Source organism: Bacteroides sp. (genome assembly GCF_028690125.1).
Lineage (GTDB): Bacteria > Bacteroidota > Bacteroidia > Bacteroidales > Bacteroidaceae > Bacteroides.
Genome location: NZ_JAQVBV010000017.1, coordinates 63,933 through 85,550 on the forward strand (window position 1 = coordinate 63,933; position 21,618 = coordinate 85,550).

Genomic DNA, 21,618 nt, shown 5'->3' on the forward strand with positions numbered 1-21,618 from the left:
TTATTTTTTAAAGAATTTTCCACTTTCTATATTGTTGAAAACATAGACATTGTTTTTGCCAGAGACTGCAACGGTGAGTTCTGTATTCCCGTAAATATCTGTTGTTTCAATAATCGAGACGGATGTTCCGAATCTGGTACCTTCTTTAAGGCTCTCCGGCTGGATTTTACCTAAATATGTCCATGTGTATTTATTACATACCCAGATGTATATAGCTCCTTTACTGTTGTTCGCTCCAGGTGCTCCTATAATAGCAGACCCTGATTTGCCAGTTCCTGTCATGTGCGCAGCGAAGCCAAATTGATCGCTTGTATTATCTACATCTACAGGTTTTTCTAGCTTCTGAATTGTGAAATCTTCCAAATCTATGACCTTAACCGTATTTTCGGACTGGCAAAATAGATATTCTTTACTTAGCGCAATAATAGGATCTGTTATATCATCTGTAGGATTAAGAGGGCGATAGATATCGTATCCTATATCATAAATCGTGGTTTTACCTAAGTGTTGAGTGACTAGTTTTGTATCGAATGCTAAAATATTCTTAGTAGATTGTACCGTCGTAGCTGCCTCTAAAGGCGTACCCCAGGAATCTATATTAAGCAAAGATGTTGTCTTTAACCACCCTTGTTGATCCCAAACTCCGGGAGCAGAAGCAAAGAACTTGGTTGTATTTCCTACTTCTGCAAGAGCAACTGAAGTGCCAAATTCGTTGTTCTCACTGTTGTCTGTTTTTTCGACAGTGGGTGTCCATTTGTCGTTTTTATGCTGAAATAGAAATACAGTTCCGGTCTTATTCTTATCAAGTGGAGCACCTACTAATACTGATTCTTTTCCCACACTTATGGATGAACCGAAACTTAAACAGTCATTAGAACTAATTAATTCCCTTAAATCTCCAGTTTTAATCCAATTTATTCCTGCATATGAATAAGTATAACAAACTCCTTTACCATTATTAACCCATGGTGCTGCAATAAATAAATCGGTACTTAGACCACTTATATTTTTATTAAGTTTCACATTATAACCATCTGCATTCTTATCCCGTGTATAAAACAATTCATTCTGATCTCTATCATTCAATATTAGCGAATACGTATTCTTTGTCCCTGCTGTAAAATTACTATTGCTTTTTGCTCGGTAGGTATAAGCGTTACTTCCCATGGATACATAAAAAAGCTCTTCATCCATAATGAATGTTTGTGCCGGAATCAATGCTCGATACACGCGGGTAATGTATTTATCCGTGCCACCTATTGACTCATACGGTACACTTTCCTCTTGCTGTACCAATCTCATTTTTATATTTTGGGGTTTACCTTCGGTACTTGGATCGGCATTACCGCCATAATGCAATTCAGTCTTCGCGTCAAGTAGTTGCACTTCCATTATTTTATCTATATCGGTCAGATACGGATTGTCTGCTGTAATAGTTAGTTCTACCAATGCCATAGCATGGTTGAAGTTGAGTATCACCGGGCCTTCTTCTTTTCCTTCTTTACCGGAATCCGCACAAAGTAAGTCACTTTTCATAAAGGTACTTTTTTTGAGGTCTCCCCGGTCATCCGAAGGTATAGCATTCCATCGTTGATTACTCTGCACTGTGAACACAAAACGGTGGTTGGCGTCAATCTCTAGATCTTCTGTTTTTGTGTAAGGATAATAGGCATAAATGTCTACTTTTACTCCGTCTCCGGGATATAAAATACGGTTCTGTTGTTGCTCATCGACAGTGGTTCCGGCAGGAATAAATCCCGCTTTCGATGGATCCGAATCGGCATGATACTTCCACTTCACGTTGTGCGCATAATTCTCGCGATCGCTAGGATAGGCCTGTGTGTTGGGATCGGTACGTTCGACAACGAAGATACCTATTTCATCGCCCTCTTCGAAGGCAGTATATCCGCTAATATTTTCTACCTCTCCATTACCTGGGATTCCTACCGTTGCTCCGCTTACGGCATCTAAATCTTCATTGCCTCCTATTATTGCCCGTGTCTGTGTAGGATTCAGATTATCGACGGTTATGCCAAATCGCATTTCGTTGTCGGCAAAGGTATAATCACCGATGGTACGGGGAGCCAGGGGAGTATCGGTAGAGGCGATGTCGTCCAGAAAACCGATACCTAAGCGGTCGTCCTGACAAGCTGCTAGGCAGGCTAGCAATAATATCAGGAGCGATAAGTAGAGGTTACGTAGTCTATGTATCATTTCTTTCATTCATTAATGGTTTCTGGTAGGTTCTATTTCGCCCATATCTATGATTTCCCATTTCACAATACCGGCATCGAATCCTCCCGCTTGTTGGTGGATAGATAGGGTACATTCCAGAGTGATCGGTTGGGATTTTTGACTGTTGGCATCCTTTAAAGCATCGGACATATTATAGGTCAGTTTCTGGCTGCTTCCGTCGGTGTAAACGATGGAAAGTGAGAGTGATTGCCCGACTTCGGGCACGGTGCCCAATAACAGGAAAGAGACTTCATGTCCGGTAGTAAAAGAGAAACAATTGTAGCAGCAATCTCCGGGTAGCGATGAATGATTCATTCCAGAAGCAAGGTCTACGCAAGAGGCTACTCCGGCTATCTCTCCGCTAAGGCTATGGATGTATTCCAAACCTGTGCCTTTGATACGTATACTGATCGGTATTACGTGTTGTATGACGGGTAACGTGCGAACGGTAGTTTCGCCGGGCTTCACCACCAGTTGCTCCGCGCTTGCCCCAAAATACCAAGAGGCTGAAGGCAGTTCGTTTTCGGTAGTGGAATTAGTGGCATTCAGGGGTTGCAGATTAACGCAAGCCGACGTATATGAATTACTTTCGGCTATAAACATCCCCGGCTCTGTGCTTTGAATGGCCAGCACCCGGTAATTTCCAGCAGGTAATTCGCCCTCGAATCCGGCAGCAGACGCAGCACGGGTGAAGTCGGCGCCTCCATCTTCGGGATAGAAATGCAGTTCCAATTCTTTGGGGAGAACTGCCCCCGGAGTGGTGTGTTGCCAGTCGAAAGTGATTCCTACTGTACCTTCTGATGCCATCCTTATTGGTTCGTACATCGGACTGGGTACACATCCATGCAGGATGAGCATTGCGAATAGGCAGACTATATAATAGAAAATCGTTTTCATACGAATGTTTGAGTTATTGATTGAATTTCCAAACGAGTGAAACACGTACTTTGGTGAGCCCGAAATGGTTGCCGTTGTCGGTACGGATTCGGATATCCCTGTCTGTCTGGTAGCGATAGATGTGATAATGATCGCCGGTATAGCCTGCACAGATGCCTAAGTCGAGGCTAAGGCGATGATTCAAAGGCAGGAGATACCCTCCGGAAAGACCGGCACCAAAGAAATGTCCCTGACGACCGTCACTACCGGTTAGATGACGGTTGTATTGACCTTCTGCAAGGTATAGTCCCATGTACCAGAAACGGGTTCCCGTATTGTTGGCGGCAAAGTGATAGCGCACTTCAGGCCAGAGACTGCGGTAGCGGTAACGTCGTTGCCCGTCTTTCCAGTTCCAGTGCGTCCATCCGGCTTCAAAAAGAGCAGACCATCGTTTTGCAAAGGGAATTTCGATTCCTCCATTGACTGAAAGCGTAGCCCAACTAAGCAGGTTTGCACGGAGGTTGAAAGGGAACGGACGGCTTTTTACAACAGTCGGCATAAGCTCCTGAGAGATGGGTGTGATAACGTCTGTAGTGGTTACAGGAAGTGTACAGGTATCAGTAGAAACAGGAGTCGCCTGTGGCTGAGGTAATGTTTCTGCGGGAGCCTCTTTGATATACCATTTTATATATACGGTTGCGTTTCGTAAGTAAGGTAGGATATGATTTACGAGATAGCTATAAGCTTTTTCTTCACCAATTCGTTTCAGTTCCTCTTTCTTACTGTTGAGAGACAAAGATGTGTTATTTAGTAATGCCAATACCTGTGCGCGTGCGGGTACGGCAGTATCAGCAATGACAGCTTCCATGAGTCCTTCCCAGTTTTCTACTTTTTGACAAAAGTGAATTGGGCAGCGGTTCACAGCGGGGAATTGGGCCAACAAATACTTTTTTATCGTTTCACTACGGTTTTTACTCAGATTAAAGTTTGTACCGTAAGGGCCATCAGGTGAAGCTGTAGTCTCAATTTTTATGCTGTCAATCCAAATGCAGGAGTCATTGATCAACTGATGCAGACGGGTTCGAATAGCTTCCAGTTTCTCTTTATTATCAAGGTAAGTACTGTCTATCTTTGAACTGTTTATTCGGAACGAGAGGATTATTTCATCGCTGACAGATACGCTGTCTTTCACTTCACCGTGAATAGGTAAAGCAAGCAAGAGATAGCAAGTGCATAAAAAAGCGATTCGTTTCATTTCATTTGTTTATTTTCTGATGCAAATATAGCTTCAGATAAAACTAACCGCTTCTTGAAAAAAATATTTAGAATAAAAAAAATAACTGATTGATTATGAATGATTTTTCTTGTGCTAAAATTGGCTTTTTTATGATTTGATAATGGGCTTTTTACGATTTGGAATTTTATTTTTAGAGATTAGGCTTTTGAAAGGGAGATTCTTAATGTCTTGATATGGCAAATGAGACTATTTGGGGCAGGAGTAAACGCCGTAATCACTAAAATGATAGCGATAATGGATATCGCCTATGCATCGCAACCAAAGATAAAGATGACGGATAAAATGAGGCTTGGGTTGGTCTAAAAGAAACTACGGGAGCATTTCCGAGTGTAACTTGTTGAGTACGTTTAGCACAACTTTCGCCATTGCGAAGGTGGCATTTCATGTCTGGCATTGAAAGCTTGATAGAAAGTAGAAACAGATTGGAAACCGACCTGTTCGGAGATTTCAATCACGGTGGCGTCTGTTTCTTTGAGTAATTTTTCGGCTATATTGAGGCGGCTAGTGCTGACGTATTCGGGAAAGCTGACGCCTAGCTGTCGGTTGAAAAAGCGGCTAAGGTAGGTCTCGTTGGTAGAAAGTTCACGGGCAAGCATGCTGATGGATAAATTGGGATTGTGTAGAAGCTCCGGAGAGGTGAGACGCTCAATCACTCTCTTCTCTTCTTCGGGTGGAAAGAGGATGAAGGAGTCTTCCTGAGTAGGCGGTATTGTTTCTTCTACAGAAGATGTTGTTGCCGATGAATTCATAACCGGAGCTTGTTGGACTTCAGTAAGCTCGTGAATTTTGATAGGAGGAGCCAAGTAGAAATTTAACTTTCGTTTCAGCAAACGGTACGAAGGCAATTGCATGAAAATATATCCGGCAAGAGCAGTGACTGCCAAATTGTAGATCAGTTTGGAGAATAGGAAAGGAGTAAGCATGGCTGCAACTGAAATCAGACAGAAACAAATGATATATTTCATACTCTGCCGAATGCGTAAAGCTGCTTGTGTATGTTTGCCGCCTACTCCGTTCCGACCGAACAGGCGAGGCAGGTAGACGATTAGTTGAGCGACAAGAGAGAGGTAGCAACTGAATCGGAAAAATGTCCACCATGTATAATCATGATTGAGAAGTTCTTGCCAGGTGTAGATGAGTTTATCAGTCGTAGAGGTGGAAGGAGCGAATCCGATGTAGATCATCGCCAGTATACCCGGAAGAAGTAAGTGCTGTATCCATTTTCTGCGGGTAGGAGGTATATCGGTGATACAAAAGCGGTAGTATAGATAGAATAATGGTGTGATGAACGTGAAACCCCAACTATTAATGGTGGATACCAGAGCAATTCGCTCAAGTAGGAATACGCCTTCATACCACGCATTAAATGAAGTGATTATCCATAATGCCAGAACAATAAAGGTAAAAAGAAGCGTCTTTGCATCTTTATGATGTCGGAGGAGGCAGTACCCGCTGATGGTAAGCATAGTCCATGCAAGCAAAGAAGTGCAAATGACGAATATATGTAATACTAATAGTAACATGAAATGTTTCAAATAATTCGTATGCAAATATATACTTAAAAGGCTACAGAAAGGGAACTTTGCATCTTTTTTTTATTTCTTTAGCGGGTAATCTCTTAAATAAAATAGATTTTCTACCTTTGCCGTTAAAATAGCTACCTTATTTTATAATTGCTTTATAGTTGATGTGTCTGTATGCAAATAAACAGTATATTATGTTATAACTTTGTTCTGCTACTTTTATTCTTATTTCCACTTATGGGATTCGGACAAAATAAGAAAGAAAATTCAGCGGATACTTTGCATACTGTCCGGTTGGAAGAAGTGGTAGTCGTTGCTACCCAACCGAATAGTCCCGGTACCAGTTCGATAATTGGTTCCGATGCTATTCGTCATATCCAGGCTGCCGATCTGTCCGACCTTATGCAATTACTTCCCGGTGTGCTTACACGCAACCCTAATCTTAATACTCCTTCTGCATTTACCATTCGGAGTGCCACCTCTTCTAATACGACTAATGCGCTGGGAACTGCTATAGTTGTGGATGGGTTACGGATGACGAATAATGCCAATCTTCAACGGTACAGTTTTAGTGGCTCAGGCGCACCTTTCAATAGTTCGGCACTTTCCGGATTTGATGTGCGCCAACTTTCGCCGGCATCTGTCGAGTCGGTGGAGGTGATACGCGGTGTGCCTTCCGTCCGCTATGGCGACGTGACGAGCGGCATGGTGCTGGTCAAGTCGAAAGCTGGTGTACAGCCTTATACCGTAGGATTGCGGTTTACAACCACTGAAAAACTGGCCTCTATCGGTAAAGGGGTAACTCTTGGCGAGCGGGGTGGCACGTTGTATTGGGGAGCGGACTACGCTCTTTCGGCACAAGACCTTCGTATCCCCGAACAGGATTTTCAGCGGGTAGGGATACAGGCGGCTTATGCACAGGATTTGGGTACGGCTTCGCTACGGATCAATGCCCGTGGATATTGGGGGCAGGACAATAAGGAGAAGGGGGAGAATATGATGGATGGTGAATACCAGAAAAATATCGACCGGGGTATGTCGCTTTCCGCAGGCGGACGATGGGAGGTGGGGAAACCGTGGCTCACGAGTCTGGAAGTTCAGACGGGGATGACTTACGGATTTCAACGGAACGAAGGGAGTACCTATTATTCGGGCACGCAACAGACAACGACTTATACACGCGAAGAGGGTGAGCACCAAGGTATCTTTATCGCGCCTAATTACTTCAGCCGGATTTCGGTGGAGGGCAAACCGATAAGTGCCAACGCATCGCTTACGGCAAACTGGCAGCATACCTTATATAATAATAAGGTGAACAATCATTTTATGCTGGGTATGGAAGCGGGAACGGAAGGAAACCGGGGGGCGGGAATTGAGCTCGATCCTATATGTCCGCCGTTGGAAATGCTCGAAGTGCGCACCCGTTCATACAATGACTTGCCGTTTATGAATCGTTATACCGCTTTTGCGGAGGATAAAATCATTCTGCGCACAGGCGGACAGATGCGTACCGAAATTCAGGCGGGAGTCCGGGTAGACCGTTTGCAGACCGATGCCATCCGTCGGACAGCTGTAGATCCCCGCATCAATGTACGGCAGGTGTTGGTCGAAAATGAGGGGGATGATGCTTCTTTGTTGCGCCACCTCAGTGTCCGTGTGGGCTGGGGACGGATGCACAAGATGCCGCTGCTTGCCTATCTTTACCCCGACAAGGCTTATATAGACAAGAACAGCTTTACTTATAATGATACGGAAAATGGAAACCGCCTGGCGGTGAAGCATACTTTTGCGACGGAGGGCACTTCGAATACTGATCTGCGTCTGCCCGTGAACCGGAAATTGGAACTGGGGGTGCATATACGGTTGGCAAGTGTGACTGCCGACGTGGTTTGGTTCAGCGAGCACCTGCGCGATGGATTTTGCACAGCCTTGCAAGCGGAACCGTTTACTTACCGCCGTTACGACTATCTGCAAGATAAAGGGGCAATTCCCGTGCTCACTCCGGATGGAGTGATGAACAACGGGCAACTCCTTTCATACCATATGCTATCCACCTTTGCTGCTTATCAGCGTCCCGAAAATGGAGTCACGCAGCGTAAGCAAGGAGTTGAATATACACTCGATTTGGGTCGCTGGCAACCATTACGCACGTCAATGCTTATCAGTGGCGGGTGGCTGAAGGTGGAAGAAACAAATGCCGCCCTCTCTGCCTATCACCCCGCTGTGGAGGTTGGTGGTCAGCCTTATCCTTATGTGGGGCTGTACGAAGCCGCCACCGGAGTAGCGAACTTCCGTGTATGGGAACAGTTCAATACCCGCTTTCAGGCAATTACGCAATTGCCCCGTATCGGACTAATAGCTTCGCTGACGTTACAAGCTGTGTGGACAGACCGCGTGCGGAGGGGAATGGAGAGCAACTACAACAATCCGGTGTATCTGACGGATGATGCCGGAAACCGAATAGAGGGTGACATTGTAACAGACATGGCGCATCGCAAGAAACTCAATCCGGTGTTCTACCTCGACGCTCAAGGCAACCGACACGTCTTTACTTCCGATATGGCTGCCGACCCCCGCTTTGCAGACCTTGTGAGGGATGCCGGCACGACGACTTCTTTTCAGACTGACTCGTGGGGACCGTATTTCTTGCTCAACCTGCGGGTGACAAAGGAGATAGGACGGCACGTGTCCGTAGCGTTCTGTGCCAATAATCTGACGCAATCGAAACCGAAACGATATACGAATAGCACACAACAGTATGCCATCCTCAATCCCGATTTGTATTACGGAGCGGAGGTGATGTTCCGATTTTAGCAATAATGAATAATAATCAACAAAACTGATAACAAACAATGAAACAGAATCTTATTTTCCCTGTTTTTCTTCTTATAACCCTTCTGCTGGGCGCTTGCTCGGACGAAGAAACCACTTCGTGTGGGGTCAATGTGCAGGTTGTGTTCTCCGAAGGAGCTGCCACCGAATCGTTTGATGGCATAAAAGTAGTGCTAACTAATAAGACCGGAGGAACTGTCTATACCTCTGCCTGCTCCTCTGCCGGAGTAGCAGCGTTTGTCGTGGAACCGGGCGATTATGCGGCTTCGGTGCATTACCAGACGACTACGGGTGTTGTGTTCAATGGACGTATCGAATCCCTGTCTTTGCTGCCCAACACCGACGAGGCAGTCCGCACAGTGAAGTTGGCACTGACACAAGCCAAAACGAATGCCCTAGTGATTAAAGAAGTTTATTACGACGGTTGTAAAGGAAAGGCGGGTGAAGATTATGACTTCGATCAATACATTACCCTCTACAACAACTCTGACGAAACGATCTATCTCGACGGATTGTGTGTGGCAGAAGTAGACTTCAGTCATGGTATAGGGTCACCTTGGATGGAACTCGACCCGGACATGGAACGCATTCCTGCCGGGTATTTCACTTGGCAATTTCCCGGTAACGGGCAAGATTATCCCTTGCCATCCGGAGCCGAAACGACCATTGCCACCAATGCCGTGAACCACACTGCCGGTGAGTACGGGCACCAAAACTCAGTAAACCTTAGTGCGGTGGATTGGGGATTCTATCATCCGACATTGAAGAATGTGATTGCACCGGATGTGAAACCAATGACAATGCTGCTGAAGGTGGGTACATCAAATAATTCCGGATTTTCTATGTGGGGACCGACCGTGATGGTCTTTGCCCTACCAGTGAGCGACGTTCCGGCTTACGTGGCCGATCCTGCTAACCGTGAAATGGAACCTGATTTCTGGGGCGACCCGAACGAGATGTTTCTCATGGTACCCCGCGAATGGATAATAGACTGCGTGGAGTGTGTGTCGGCCGATGCCGATGCGGGAGTGAAGCGCGTGCCTGCCGTATTGGATAATGAGCCGTTTATCTTTTCCTCAGGAAATTATTCGGGCAAGTCGTTCGTTCGTAAGAAGAGTGTTGCTACGAATGGACGGTCAGTCTATCAGGATACGAATAACTCTGCGGAGGATATGGAAATATCCGTTCCTTTGCTGAAACAATAAATAATAAACCCGACCGATGAAAGAGTGGACAGTACTTTTCGCCTGCGTGGCGTTTGCAGCATTTGCGCAACCTTCGATGGTTACCGCTTTTGCGCAACCGGATACGCTGCGCATCCCTTCGATGGAAGCGGTGCGCCAACAAAACGTCTGGCTAGCGGGAACCAATCCGGTAGCACTGTCGATGAACAGTTTCCATTCTTTTTCTGTTGCAGAAGTAGGTTACGGGCATTTATCGGGGGCATTTGGTGATCCGATGCTTCCGGCTTCGGCTGACCGATACGGTGTCCGTTGCGAATCATATCAGACGTTGGGCAGCGTTTCGCTCTACGGCCGGCTGGGCTATGCGATGACACGGGAACGGGATGTGAATTGGAACGGGATGACCCCTTCTTCGGAATGGTCGGCGGCCAATCTTTGTGATTCTGTCAGCGGTAATCGCCGTGCGGAGCAGTATGAACTCACCGGTGCCTTCTCTCTCCCCTTGGGGCGGCAGTGGGTAGTGGGCGCACAGTTCGATTACGATGTGCAGCAGACTGCTAAGGATACTGATCCTCGCAACCGCAATGACTGGATGGAGTGGATACTGACCCCCGGCATAGCATATGAACGGGGTGCGATGCGTCTGGGTGCTTCGTTGCTCTATGTGCGCTCCGCGGAGGGGGTGGACTATCGGAACGTGGGTAGCCATGTCACTTATCCCGTTTTCATCTCTTATCCGGCGGGTTTCTTCGCCACACTTCCCGGTGGTGAGCCCATCGAGTGGCGATACACCCGTAGCGAGGTAGGCGGAGCGTTGCAGATGGGCATCGTCCGTCGCGATGTGCAGTTTTTTCATCAGTTGGGTGGCGGCATCATCCGTGAGGATGTAGAGCGAAACCGGGTGGAGAACCGTTGCGAAAGCGAAACGGAAGCGTGGCGACTGATGTACACTGCACGGCTTCAGCGTCTTGCCCCCCATGCCCGGCATGAGTGGGCGGTGGGAGCAGACTATAAGCAGGCGAATAATTACGATCCTTTGCAACGTCAGCAGGCAGGTTCACCGTGGCAAACCTATGGACGAGTGCTTCGTTCCACTTGGCACGAGGGAATTTACAAGCTCGCTTACAGTTACCATCGCCTGCGTGATGCGTGGCATCCGCGTTTCTCCGTTCTCTGCGGCGTCACCTTCCGGCAGACGGAAAGTGCACTGCTTTTCTATCCGGTGGAGTACATCCAGCCCCTCCATCGACTGACGGCAGACGTGAGATTGAAGCGTAATGTCCTGTTGCCCTGTGCGCATCTCGACGTCTCAGTGGGTGCGTGCTATGGTACCGGAGGCGGTTCTATTCTGAACGAGAAGCGGCAGGACGGGCAGGAACAGCCGGATATCCGTCTGTGGATGGACGAAGAACTCCGACAGCGCGTCTACCGCTATGAGGTGGCGTCACGTTGGAAGATCGACGCTTCGCTGACGTATACCCGTGAACCTAAACGATCGTTGGTGCGGTGGTTCGTCCGCCTGTCGGGGCAGTACGAGCAGGGAGTAAAGAGTTTGATTCAGACCGAGGGGAGCGAGATCTCCACTCAGGTAGGAATCTTGTTTTAAATAAATAGTATTAATTTAAAAAAATGAAATGAACATGGAAAACAATGAAAAGAATCCGGCAGAAGATCCGGAAATGGAATCGGACTTTTTTGTCAGCCTAATGATTGATTATAACAAATGTAATAACTGTGGGAGATGTACGGAGGTTTGCGTGCCGGGGGTACTCGTGATGGTGAATAATCAGTTAGAGGTAACTGATGTTGAGCTATGTAATAAGTGTGCTGATTGTTTGAAGCGTTGTCTCAAAAGGGCTATTTCGATAAATGACTAGGTGATGTAAGCCTTTGGACTTAGATTATGACGGGCAGAAGTAACTTATCATTCAGACGATTGAAGAGATTTTTCGCTTCGTTCTGAATGACAGTTACATCTGCTTTATAAAGCGCAGAAATAAATTAATTATCAGAAAGTAGTAAATGACATGAAAATACATCGGAATAACACCAAACAAGTCACAGCTAAAGTTCTGTTACTTCTTGTCCTCTTGTGTTACTTTACATTTATCGGCTGCACCGGTTCGGAGACGGAGCGCAAGAAAGCTGACAAACTGAGCACCGAGCTAGCGCAGATGCCCCTGCTTTCCTCGCAGTTCGACTCGCTGATGCAGCAGGTACGTCAGTTGCCCCCAACCTATCGGGTTGCCATCCTGTTGGAGGTAGCCTCACGGGATGAAGGAAGAAAGGCGGTGATAAAGCAGGAAGACTGCATACTGGAGGCCCTGCCACTTGCTTCGAAAAAAGAGAAGAAGAAGTTGTTGTTGCATCTGGTCGATTATTACGCCAGATACGGTAGCTTTTCTCCGATGAGCAATGTGCGCAAGAAATGTTTTCTGCGGGTGGCAGAGTTGGAAGAACACTATTCACTCTCGCAGGAAGAAAGCTGGGCAGTTAAAAAAGTAAAGGCCTTGATACTGCAAAATCTTTCTGAAACAGAACGTGCGTTGTCCGTCTACTTCGAGCTCCTTGCTGAACACCGTGCTGCTGACAAACCGGAACTAATTATTGAAGACCTTGGTAGCATTGCCACAATCTTTAGCAGCTTAGGTGACCATGAAAAAGCGATATCTCTTCAAAAAGAGGCTTATCAACTTGCGGTAGAACATCAATTACCGGAGTATCAAAAAAAATGTTCCAGAAGCCTTGTTGTTGGCTTGTATCGGCTTGGAAAATATGCTGAAATCATCGAATTGTACTGGAAAACAAATCTCGATTTCTTTGCTCGCTCCGAATATAATGCTTACTCCATGCTGGCATCCTGTCATCTACAGCTCGCCCGCCCCGACAGTGCCCGCTTCTATTTGGAGAAGATGGTGCAAGGATCGGCGACTGCCTCCGATGCTACGTTTTATAGCCGTCTGGCGGAAACCTACCTCTCTGAAAACCGGGAAGATTCCGCTACTGCTACTATGACGAAGTTGATAGATTGTCTCCGCAAAGAAGCGAAATCTACCGAAGGGTTATCAGAGGCTGACTCTCCTTTTCCATTCAGTTTTCTGCCTGTTTGCTCTAGTTATGCCACATTGCTCCACCACAATGGCAAAGACCGTGAAGCTTCTGAAACCTTCCGCCTTATCGTCCCCCTGATGGAGGAATTCACCGAAACATCTTCCATATTGGCGGACCAGATTGATGCTCTCACTCGTTATAGTAATTTATGTCGTTCCCTTCGGCAGTACGAAAAAGTGTCCGACCTACTCACTCGCCGTGACTCGCTGCGAGACATCTATATCCGCATCATCGACAAATGGGATAAGAAACGGGTGATCGACCGTTTTAAAACCAGTGAACTGATGTATACTATCGAAAAGCAACAAACTCAGCTTGCTTACTCCAATCGGATACTTATCATCGTGGGTGTTGCTACGTTGGTACTAGGTTGCAGCATTGTGGCACTGGTCGTCTTCTACCGTCAGCGCCGCCGCCAACTATTGCTTATTCAGGATAAGGAGTTCGAGATTGAACGGCTACGAACCGAAGTGTTATCGTCCGGGGGAAACTCATCTGTCCCCGTATTTAGTCCGCAGGAAGAACTGTTTCGCACTGCTGAACGGAAAATCGCCACCGAGAGGCTTTTCCTCAATAAAGAACTTTCGCTTGAACTTCTGGCGCGTATCCTCGATACCAATCGTTCCTATCTGTCATCTGCCGTCAATAGCCATTCGGGTAGTAACTTCAATCAATGGCTCAACGACTACCGCATCCAATACATTCTGGCACGTATCCATACCACCAACGATCTTATTCACTTGGCGGACGAAGCAGGCTTTGCTTCACTCAATTCGTTTTATCGCAACTTTAAGAGATGTACGGGAATGACACCTAATGAATATCTGAAACAGGCAATCACTGCTTGATAAGCGATAAGATATTCCGATTTTTCTTCTCTTTGTTAAGGTCGGAGCGAAATAATCGTGTAACTTTGTAGACTATTAGTAAAAAGAAGAAGATAAAGAATGATAGTTTGCATAGCCGAAAAGCCATCAGTAGCACGAGATATAGCCGAGGTACTTGGTGCCCACAATCGAAAAGAAGGATATATAGAAGGAAACGGATACCAGGTGACTTGGACATTCGGACATCTTTGTACCCTGAAAGAACCGCATGAATATACTTCCGCCTGGAAGTCGTGGAGTTTGGGTAGCCTGCCGATGATTCCACAGCGTTTTGGTATTAAACTCATTGAAAATCCTACTTACGAAAAACAGTTTCATATCATTGAAGGGCTGATGCAGCAGGCTGATCAAATCATCAACTGTGGTGATGCCGGGCAAGAAGGAGAACTCATCCAGAGATGGGTGATGCAGAAAGCCGGTGCACGTTGTCCGGTGAAACGGCTTTGGATTTCTTCATTGACAGAAGAAGCTATTCGAGAAGGATTTTCCAAATTGAAAGATCAGTCTGAGTTCCAACCTTTGTACGAAGCAGGACTTTCCCGTGCCATCGGAGACTGGACACTAGGCATGAACGCCACCCGCCTTTATACTATTAAATATGGTCAGAATAAGCAAGTACTTTCCATCGGACGGGTGCAAACACCTACTTTGGCACTTATTGTGAACCGCCAACTTGAAATACAAAACTTCAATCCCAAACAATACTGGGAACTGAAAACCATTTATCGGGATACCACCTTTTCAGCGATCATCAGAAAAAGTGAAGAAGAGTTAATTTTGGAAGAAGAAAAGAAGAAAGACGATAAAGCAACAGCAAAAAAGTTAGTTAGAGAAGAAGAGAACCGAGGAATAGATCCCATAGAGAATGCTGAAAAAGGACAGGCTCTCGTAGACCAAATCAAAGATTCCCCTTTTACCATCACTAGCGTTGCAAAGAAAGAAGGAAAAGAATATCCTCCTCGTCTGTTTGACTTAACCTCCCTACAAGTGGAATGCAACAAAAAATTTGCTTATTCTGCTGATGAAACACTGAAGATCATCCAATCCTTGTACGAGAAGAAAGTTGCTACCTATCCTCGTGTAGATACTACTTTCCTGAGCGATGATATTTATCCCAAATGTCCCAATATACTGAAAGGACTGAAAGACTACGAAGTTCTGACTGCCCCGTTGGCTAATGTTACCTTAACGAAATCGAAAAAAGTATTTGATAATTCGAAAGTAACAGACCACCACGCTATCATCCCTACCGGGCAACATCCCCAGAATCTGACGGATTTAGAACGTCGCGTTTTTGATCTGATTGCTCGCCGTTTCATAGCTGTGTTCTATCCCGACTGTAAAGTATCTACTACTACTGTTCTGGGAGAAGTAAAAAGTACTACTGTCCCAAGTGAAGCGGAGAAAGACACTGTTCTGAGCAGAGTCGAAAGTATTGAATTCAAAGTAACCGGCAAACAAATTCTCGAACCGGGCTGGCGGGTAGTATTTGGTGTTCCCGGTGCACAAACTCAGGAAGATAAAGACGAAAAAGAAGGTGAAGACGAAAACGTTCTTCCCACCTTCATCAAAGGGGAAAGTGGTCCTCACATCCCTTCTCTGTATGAGAAGTGGACACAGCCGCCTCGTCCATTCACTGAAGCAACTTTGCTTCGCGCCATGGAAACGGCCGGTAAGTTGGTAGATAATGACGAACTCCGCGATGCGTTGAAAGAAAATGGTATCGGACGACCTTCTACCCGTGCTGCTATCATCGAAACTCTTTTCAAACGAAACTATATTCGCAAAGAGAAGAAGAACCTGATCGCCACCCCGACAGGCATTGAACTAATCCAGATGATACATGAGGAATTGTTGAAATCGGCAGAACTGACCGGTATTTGGGAGAAGAAACTTCGTGAGATTGAGAAAAGAACCTATGATGCCCGTCAGTTTCTGGAAGAACTGAAACAGATGGTATCAGAAGTTGTCATGAGTGTACTTTCGGATAATTCGAACCGACGGATTACAATTCAGGAAGCTGCTTTGGAAAAAGTCGGAGAGAAAGAAAAGAAGGAGCCAAAGAAGCGGGAACGGAAGCCAAGAACTCCGAAAGAAACTAACCCTAAAAAGCAAGCAGTAGAAGAAACGAATGCTGTAACAAATATCGAAACAACCTCTGTATCTGCTTCGACTATGACTGATGGTCTGGTGGGACAGCCTTGTCCGCTATGTGATAGAGGCACAATTATTAAAGGAAAAACAGCCTATGGTTGTTCCGAATGGAGAAATGGATGTACTTACCGGAAAGCTTTTGAATCGTAATTTTAATATTGGGTCGTGACAGTGATATTGCCTTCTTTTCTATACTAAATTATGGAGGAATTAGATTGCTTAATGTGTAGAAGTAGAACTACTAATCATTTTAAATCAGAGTTACTGATTGTTTGGCAGCGATATTACTAATCGTAACCCGTAATCAATATCCCACCGATGTGGATTGACACCATATCGGTGGGTGACTTTGCAATACTTATCGTAAGTGTAGTAACTTCCTTCACGCGCAGCATATTCCCACTCTGCCTCAAAAGGTAACTGTAAGGGCAGTCTGCTTAGTTTTGAAAGTTTTTTTGTGAATAGTTCAGTGTCAAGCCAACATATCTGATCTACCGGATAACCACGTCTATGGAGATTTGATGGATTCTTTCCCATGATAACATACCATTCATCTTGGCTTACTTCGTAACGGTTGATGAAAAAAGAATTGACTGTTACAGATAAAGAATTATTTTCTCCCATAAACATGGTACCTCCTTCTACATAAACCATATTCCATAATATATAACGAATCACCTCCTTCTGTTCTTTATTCACTGCAGGCGACCAATTTAGGTTCTTTTCTAATAAAGAAGGAAGGGTGTCAATAATACTTCTGTCGCGTTGGCATCTATCGTAATAACGTTCCCATACAGGACATTCTTGTGCCATGCCTGATAATAATGCTGTTTTCAGGAATAAGACAAATATTGTTATAATTAGTATAATATTTTTCCTTTTCATGAGAGTGATGTACCTTATATTATATTTTTAGACGGGCGAGAATAAGTATAACTACAAAGCTTATCCTTAAATTAGTTTAATATACTTCTTTTTGATTTTTATTCCCTTTGAGGGTGAACTCCCTTTTTTTCCTTAAAATTATTCTAACTCTTCGATATTAATCATTGAATGATTGTTCTTATAGCATAGGAATATCAATATTTTAAATGAAAAAGAATATGAAAAAGAAATTAATAGGTATTGCTTTGTTATTGGCTGCTGTCTCTTTATCTAGTATACAGACTATAGAAGCTTGTACCCGGGCTGTCTATATTGGTCCTGAACAGATGGTGATAACAGGTCGTACTATGGATTGGAAAGAGGATATTATGTCAAATATTTACGTATTCCCACGTGGAATGAAGCGTGCAGGACATAATGAAGGAGAAACTGTGAATTGGACCTCTAAATATGGAAGTGTAATAGCAACCGGGTATGATATAGGTACTTGTGATGGAATGAATGAAAAGGGACTGGTAGCAAGCCTTCTTTTTCTACCGGAATCAGTTTATTCACTTCCCGGAGACACTCGTCCGGCAATGGGGATTAGTATCTGGACTCAATATGTGCTTGATAACTTTGCTACAGTGAGTGAAGCAGTAGATGAATTGAAAAAGGAAACCTTTCGGATCGATGCTCCCCGTATGCCCAATAACGGACCGGAATCTACTTTGCATCTGGCTATTACAGATGCAACCGGTAATACGGCAATTCTGGAATATATCGATGGAAAATTGAATATTCATGAAGGAAAAGAATATCAAGTAATGACAAACTCTCCTCGATACGAAGATCAGCTGGCTATTAATAATTATTGGAAAGAAATCGGAGGAATACAAATGCTTCCGGGGACAAATCGTTCGAGTGACCGTTTTGTTCGTGCTTCTTTCTATATTCATGCAATTCCGCAGACTTCGGATGAGAAAGTAGCCGTTCCCAGTGTATTGAGTGTCATGCGTAATGTATCTGTTCCGTTCGGCATTAATACTCCTGATAAACCGTATATATCTTCTACCCGCTGGCGAACTGTTTCTGATCAGAAGAATAAAGTATATTATTTTGAGTCTACTTTAACTCCAAATCTGTTTTGGCTGGATTTAAAGAAAATAGATTTTAGCACAGGAACAAGTGTGAAGAAGTTGGCATTGACTCATGGAGAAATTTATGCAGGAGATGCTGTCAGAGATTTGAAAGATAGTAATCCGTTTACTTTTCTCTTTCAAACTCCGGAGATGTAAATGTTGATAGGATGATGGTTATTATAAAATGAAACGGTGGGTGGACTGCAATGATGCAAGTCTGCCCACCGTTTTCATTTCGACGATTCTTATAGAATCAAGGAATTGGACATCTATAACTTTGAAATAGAGTTTTCACATAACTCTCATTTATCAAGTATATAAATCCAATTTTATCAAATGTCTTGAAACTCTATTAAATAGCTGTTATTTGGGATATTCTAAATAGAAATAGACTACTGCTTCTATTCCCTTTCTAAAAATATCCAATGAGAAGTTCTCATTAGGCGAATGGATTGCATCCGATTCAAGCCCAAAGCCCATCAATATGGTTTTGATTCCCAATACCTGTTCAAATGTTGAAATGATAGGAATACTTCCACCACGTCGTACAGCTAATGGTTTTTTACCAAATGCTATCTCAAATCCTTTCTCTGCTGCCTGATAAGCAGGGAGCGAAATCGGACAAACATATCCTTGTCCTCCATGCATCGGAGTTACCTTTACTTGTACAGTGTCAGGAGCAATACTGAGGATATAATCAGCAAATAACTGAGAAATCTTATGATGATCCTGATGAGGAACTAATCGGCAGGATACTTTAGCAAATGCTTTTGAAGGAAGGACCGTTTTAGAGCCTTCTCCCGTATATCCGCCCCAGATGCCACAAACATCAAATGAGGGTCGGCAACTATTACGTTCCAGTGTACTGTATCCTTTTTCTCCGAAAAGTGCTTTTACTCCGATTGCCCCTTTGTATTTTTGCTCGTCAAAAGGAATATGCGCGATCATTTCTCTTTCCGCTTGAGGCACTTCTTCTACATTGTCATAAAAGCCGGGAATTGTAATTTTTCCATTCTCATCCGTTACTTGGCTGATCATTTTACAAAGTACATTGATTGGATTAGCAACTGCACCTCCAAAATGACCGGAGTGTAAGTCGCGATTCGGACCTGTGACTTCTATTTCCCAATAAGCTAAACCACGAAGTCCTGTAGTGAGTGACGGAAGTTCTGCCCCCAGCATACTGGTATCCGATACCAGAATAATGTCCGCTTTCAGCAATTCTTTATGTTCTTCACAGAAAGCTTCCAAACTAGGAGATCCGATTTCTTCTTCCCCTTCGAAAATGAACTTTACATTATTCTTTAATAATTCATTCTTAACCAAGTATTCAAAAGCTTTTACCTGAATAAAAGACTGTCCTTTATCATCATCTGCTCCACGTGCCCAAATGTATCCATCCCGAATTTCGGGTTCAAAAGGCTGGCTTTTCCAGAGTTCGAGAGGCTCAGCAGGCATTACATCATAATGAGCATATACCAATACGGTCTTAGCATTTGGGTCTACAATTTTCTGACCGAAAACAATTGGATTTCCTTTCGAAGGCATTACAAGTGCTTCGTCGGCTCCGGCTTCCAAAAGAAGTTGCGCCCATCGTTCAGCACAAGCAACCATATCGTCACGATGTTCCGGCAAAGCACTAATACTTGGTATACGGATGAGACTGAATAAGTCCTTCATCATTTTCGGCTCGTTTGCAGCAATATATTTCTGAATTTCGGTCATTATAATTGCGTTGTTTTATCTAATAAATAGTAATCGAGTATAGTCATGGCAGCCATTGCTTCCACGATAGGTACGGCACGTGGCAATACACAAGCATCATGGCGTCCGCGAGCTTTCAAGGTAGTGTCAATACCGTCGATATTAACAGTTTCCTGTTCCATGAGCAAAGTTGCAATTGGCTTGAATACCACACGGAAATAAATATCTTGTCCGTTACTAATACCTCCCTGTATACCTCCGGAGTGATTGGTATGTGTTTCAATCCGTCCGTTGTTATTGAAGAAAACATCGTTCTGCTCGGAGCCTCTCATCTTTAATCCTTTAAATCCTTCACCATATTCGAAGGCTTTAGCCGCATTGATAGTAAGCATTGCGTTACCTAATGCAGCGTGCAGTTTGCCGAATACCGGTTGTCCTAATCCGATGGGACATTCTTTGATAACACAAGTGATTGTACCACCGATTGTATCACCTTCGCCTTTCACTTTATATATAAGGTCTGCCATTTCTTTAGCTTTCTCCGGGTCAGGGCAACGCACATCGTTTGTTTCAATCAAATCAAGATCATAGTCCGAGTAGTTACCTTCCAATTTGATAGCACCCACTTGTGATGTATAAGCGGTGATGTCGATACCTAACTGACGAAGCGCCAACTTTGCCAATGCACCGGCTACGACTCGGGAAATAGTTTCGCGTGCAGAAGAGCGTCCGCCACCACGGTGGTCGCGGATACCATATTTTACATTATATGTATAATCCGCGTGTGAGGGACGATATACGTTTTTCAGATTATTGTAATCATTGGAATGTTGGTTTTCATTCCATACGATGAAACCAATGGGACATCCGGTAGACTTTCCTTCGAAAATACCGGAAAGGAATTCAACTTTATCCGCTTCTTTCCGCGGTGTGGTAAGAATTGATTGTCCCGGACGACGTCGGTTTAGCTCTTGTTGTACGAATTCTTCATCGATTGGAATTCCTGAAGGAAATCCGTCGATAACTCCTCCTACTCCTTTCCCATGAGACTCACCAAAACTTGTGAGTCGAAAAATGTTGCCAAATGAATTAAACATAGTTGTGGCTTTTTAAAAATTACTCTATGCAAATATAACAAAGTTTTTGATAAGAAGGTTGTGAATTCGAAATATCTTCCGAAATAGAGGCGTTTTGAACCTTTTCTTCTCTTTTTAGTTTATAAGTGATAACTATTTTTTAGTAACTAAACCCAAAATGTATGAAAAAGAATCTATTGTATTTATGTGCATTGGTATGTACTGCTAGTCTTTTTGTTGCTTGCAGTAGTGATGATGATAACGGAAAGAAAGAAGAGCCACCAACGATAACAGCTCCGGCTGTCGTAGGAACTTATCGTGGAAATATGGATATTACCATGACGCCGGATGGTTCGGATCAGGAAATGGTTATAGCCGACGGACTGATGAAGAATATCACAATCTCTCAGGTTAGTGATACTGAAGTGAAAATGGAATTGAAAGAATTCGAATTGTTTATAAATGGAACTATATTGAAACTTGGTGATATTGTTGTGGATAAGTGTGTCGTGAAGAAAGATGGAACTTCATATAACTTTACCGGTCAGCAAAACTTGACTTTTCAGGGAGCAGGTGCTATGCTGGGTACTTGTGCCACTACTGTGGATGGTGATGTGGAAGGCGGAGATATTGATATGGATATTCTTGTAAAAGTACCGGCATTGAGCCAAACTGTGAAAGTGTCTTTTGATGGAGTGAAACTAGTTACTGATGCGGGCACTTATTATAACTT

14 protein-coding genes and 1 pseudogene are annotated in these 21,618 nt (G+C 44.3%); 8 read left to right on the top strand and 7 right to left on the bottom strand.

Annotated elements, in window-relative coordinates; genetic code table 11:
- The 4 genes from PHO71_RS12520 to PHO71_RS12535 form a co-directional block, all read right to left on the bottom strand.
- A complete protein-coding gene (locus PHO71_RS12520) occupies positions 1–2,214 on the bottom strand; it encodes a fimbrillin family protein (RefSeq protein WP_300203716.1) in 2,214 nt (737 codons plus the stop codon).
- Positions 2,215–2,226: 12 nt separating this feature from the next.
- Entirely contained in the window at positions 2,227–3,132 is a 906-nt protein-coding gene (locus PHO71_RS12525; protein ID WP_300203718.1) for a DUF5119 domain-containing protein, read from the bottom strand.
- A 13-nt stretch (positions 3,133–3,145) separates the two neighbouring features.
- A complete protein-coding gene (locus tag PHO71_RS12530; RefSeq protein WP_300203720.1) occupies positions 3,146–4,366 on the bottom strand; it encodes a DUF3575 domain-containing protein in 1,221 nt (406 codons plus the stop codon).
- A 389-nt stretch (positions 4,367–4,755) separates the two neighbouring features.
- Positions 4,756–5,931, bottom strand: coding sequence for a helix-turn-helix transcriptional regulator (locus tag PHO71_RS12535; protein WP_300203722.1), 1,176 nt, complete (start codon positions 5,929–5,931; stop codon positions 4,756–4,758).
- A 237-nt stretch (positions 5,932–6,168) separates the two neighbouring features.
- Between PHO71_RS12535 and PHO71_RS12540 the strand changes: the two genes are divergently transcribed.
- From PHO71_RS12540 to PHO71_RS12565, 6 genes are all read left to right on the top strand, one after another.
- Entirely contained in the window at positions 6,169–8,745 is a 2,577-nt protein-coding gene (locus PHO71_RS12540) for a TonB-dependent siderophore receptor (RefSeq protein WP_300203724.1), read from the top strand.
- A 38-nt stretch (positions 8,746–8,783) separates the two neighbouring features.
- Positions 8,784–9,968: a DUF4876 domain-containing protein gene (locus PHO71_RS12545; protein WP_300203726.1), complete on the top strand. Its 1,185-nt coding sequence runs from the start codon at positions 8,784–8,786 to the stop codon at positions 9,966–9,968.
- A gap of 16 nt (positions 9,969–9,984) precedes the next feature.
- Entirely contained in the window at positions 9,985–11,553 is a 1,569-nt protein-coding gene (locus tag PHO71_RS12550) for a DUF6850 family outer membrane beta-barrel protein (protein WP_300203728.1), read from the top strand.
- A 34-nt stretch (positions 11,554–11,587) separates the two neighbouring features.
- On the top strand, positions 11,588–11,824 hold the full coding sequence (locus PHO71_RS12555; protein WP_300203730.1) for a 4Fe-4S dicluster domain-containing protein: 237 nt from the start codon (positions 11,588–11,590) through the stop codon (positions 11,822–11,824).
- A 330-nt stretch (positions 11,825–12,154) separates the two neighbouring features.
- Positions 12,155–13,906 carry an AraC family transcriptional regulator gene (locus PHO71_RS12560; protein WP_300203732.1) on the top strand — a complete coding sequence of 584 codons (1,752 nt, stop codon included), beginning with the start codon at positions 12,155–12,157 and terminating at the stop codon, positions 13,904–13,906.
- 99 nt (positions 13,907–14,005) lie between these two features.
- A complete protein-coding gene (locus tag PHO71_RS12565; RefSeq protein WP_300203734.1) occupies positions 14,006–16,249 on the top strand; it encodes a DNA topoisomerase 3 in 2,244 nt (747 codons plus the stop codon).
- Between the two features lie 111 nt (positions 16,250–16,360).
- Here the strand turns inward: PHO71_RS12565 and PHO71_RS12570 are convergent, their stop codons facing one another.
- Entirely contained in the window at positions 16,361–16,912 is a 552-nt protein-coding gene (locus tag PHO71_RS12570) for an SUMF1/EgtB/PvdO family nonheme iron enzyme (RefSeq protein ID WP_300203736.1), read from the bottom strand.
- A 290-nt stretch (positions 16,913–17,202) separates the two neighbouring features.
- Between PHO71_RS12570 and PHO71_RS12575 the strand changes: the two genes are divergently transcribed.
- Complete coding sequence (locus tag PHO71_RS12575; protein WP_300203738.1) at positions 17,203–18,261, top strand: linear amide C-N hydrolase; 1,059 nt, start codon at positions 17,203–17,205, stop codon at positions 18,259–18,261.
- 207 nt (positions 18,262–18,468) lie between these two features.
- Here the strand turns inward: PHO71_RS12575 and PHO71_RS12580 are convergent, their stop codons facing one another.
- Both PHO71_RS12580 and aroC read right to left on the bottom strand, forming a co-directional pair.
- Positions 18,469–19,830, bottom strand: a complete 1,362-nt coding sequence (locus PHO71_RS12580; RefSeq protein ID WP_300203740.1) for a dipeptidase — start codon at positions 19,828–19,830, stop codon at positions 18,469–18,471.
- On the bottom strand, positions 19,830–20,906 hold the full coding sequence (gene aroC / locus PHO71_RS12585) for a chorismate synthase (RefSeq protein ID WP_300203741.1): 1,077 nt from the start codon (positions 20,904–20,906) through the stop codon (positions 19,830–19,832). Before aroC ends, PHO71_RS12580 begins: the two co-directional genes overlap by 1 nt.
- A 161-nt stretch (positions 20,907–21,067) precedes the next feature.
- On the opposite strand from aroC, the pseudogene PHO71_RS26205 reads away from it, so the two are divergent.
- A pseudogene (locus PHO71_RS26205) lies at positions 21,068–21,604 on the top strand (calycin-like domain-containing protein); the annotation flags it as partial.
- Between the last annotated feature and the right edge of the window lie 14 nt (positions 21,605–21,618).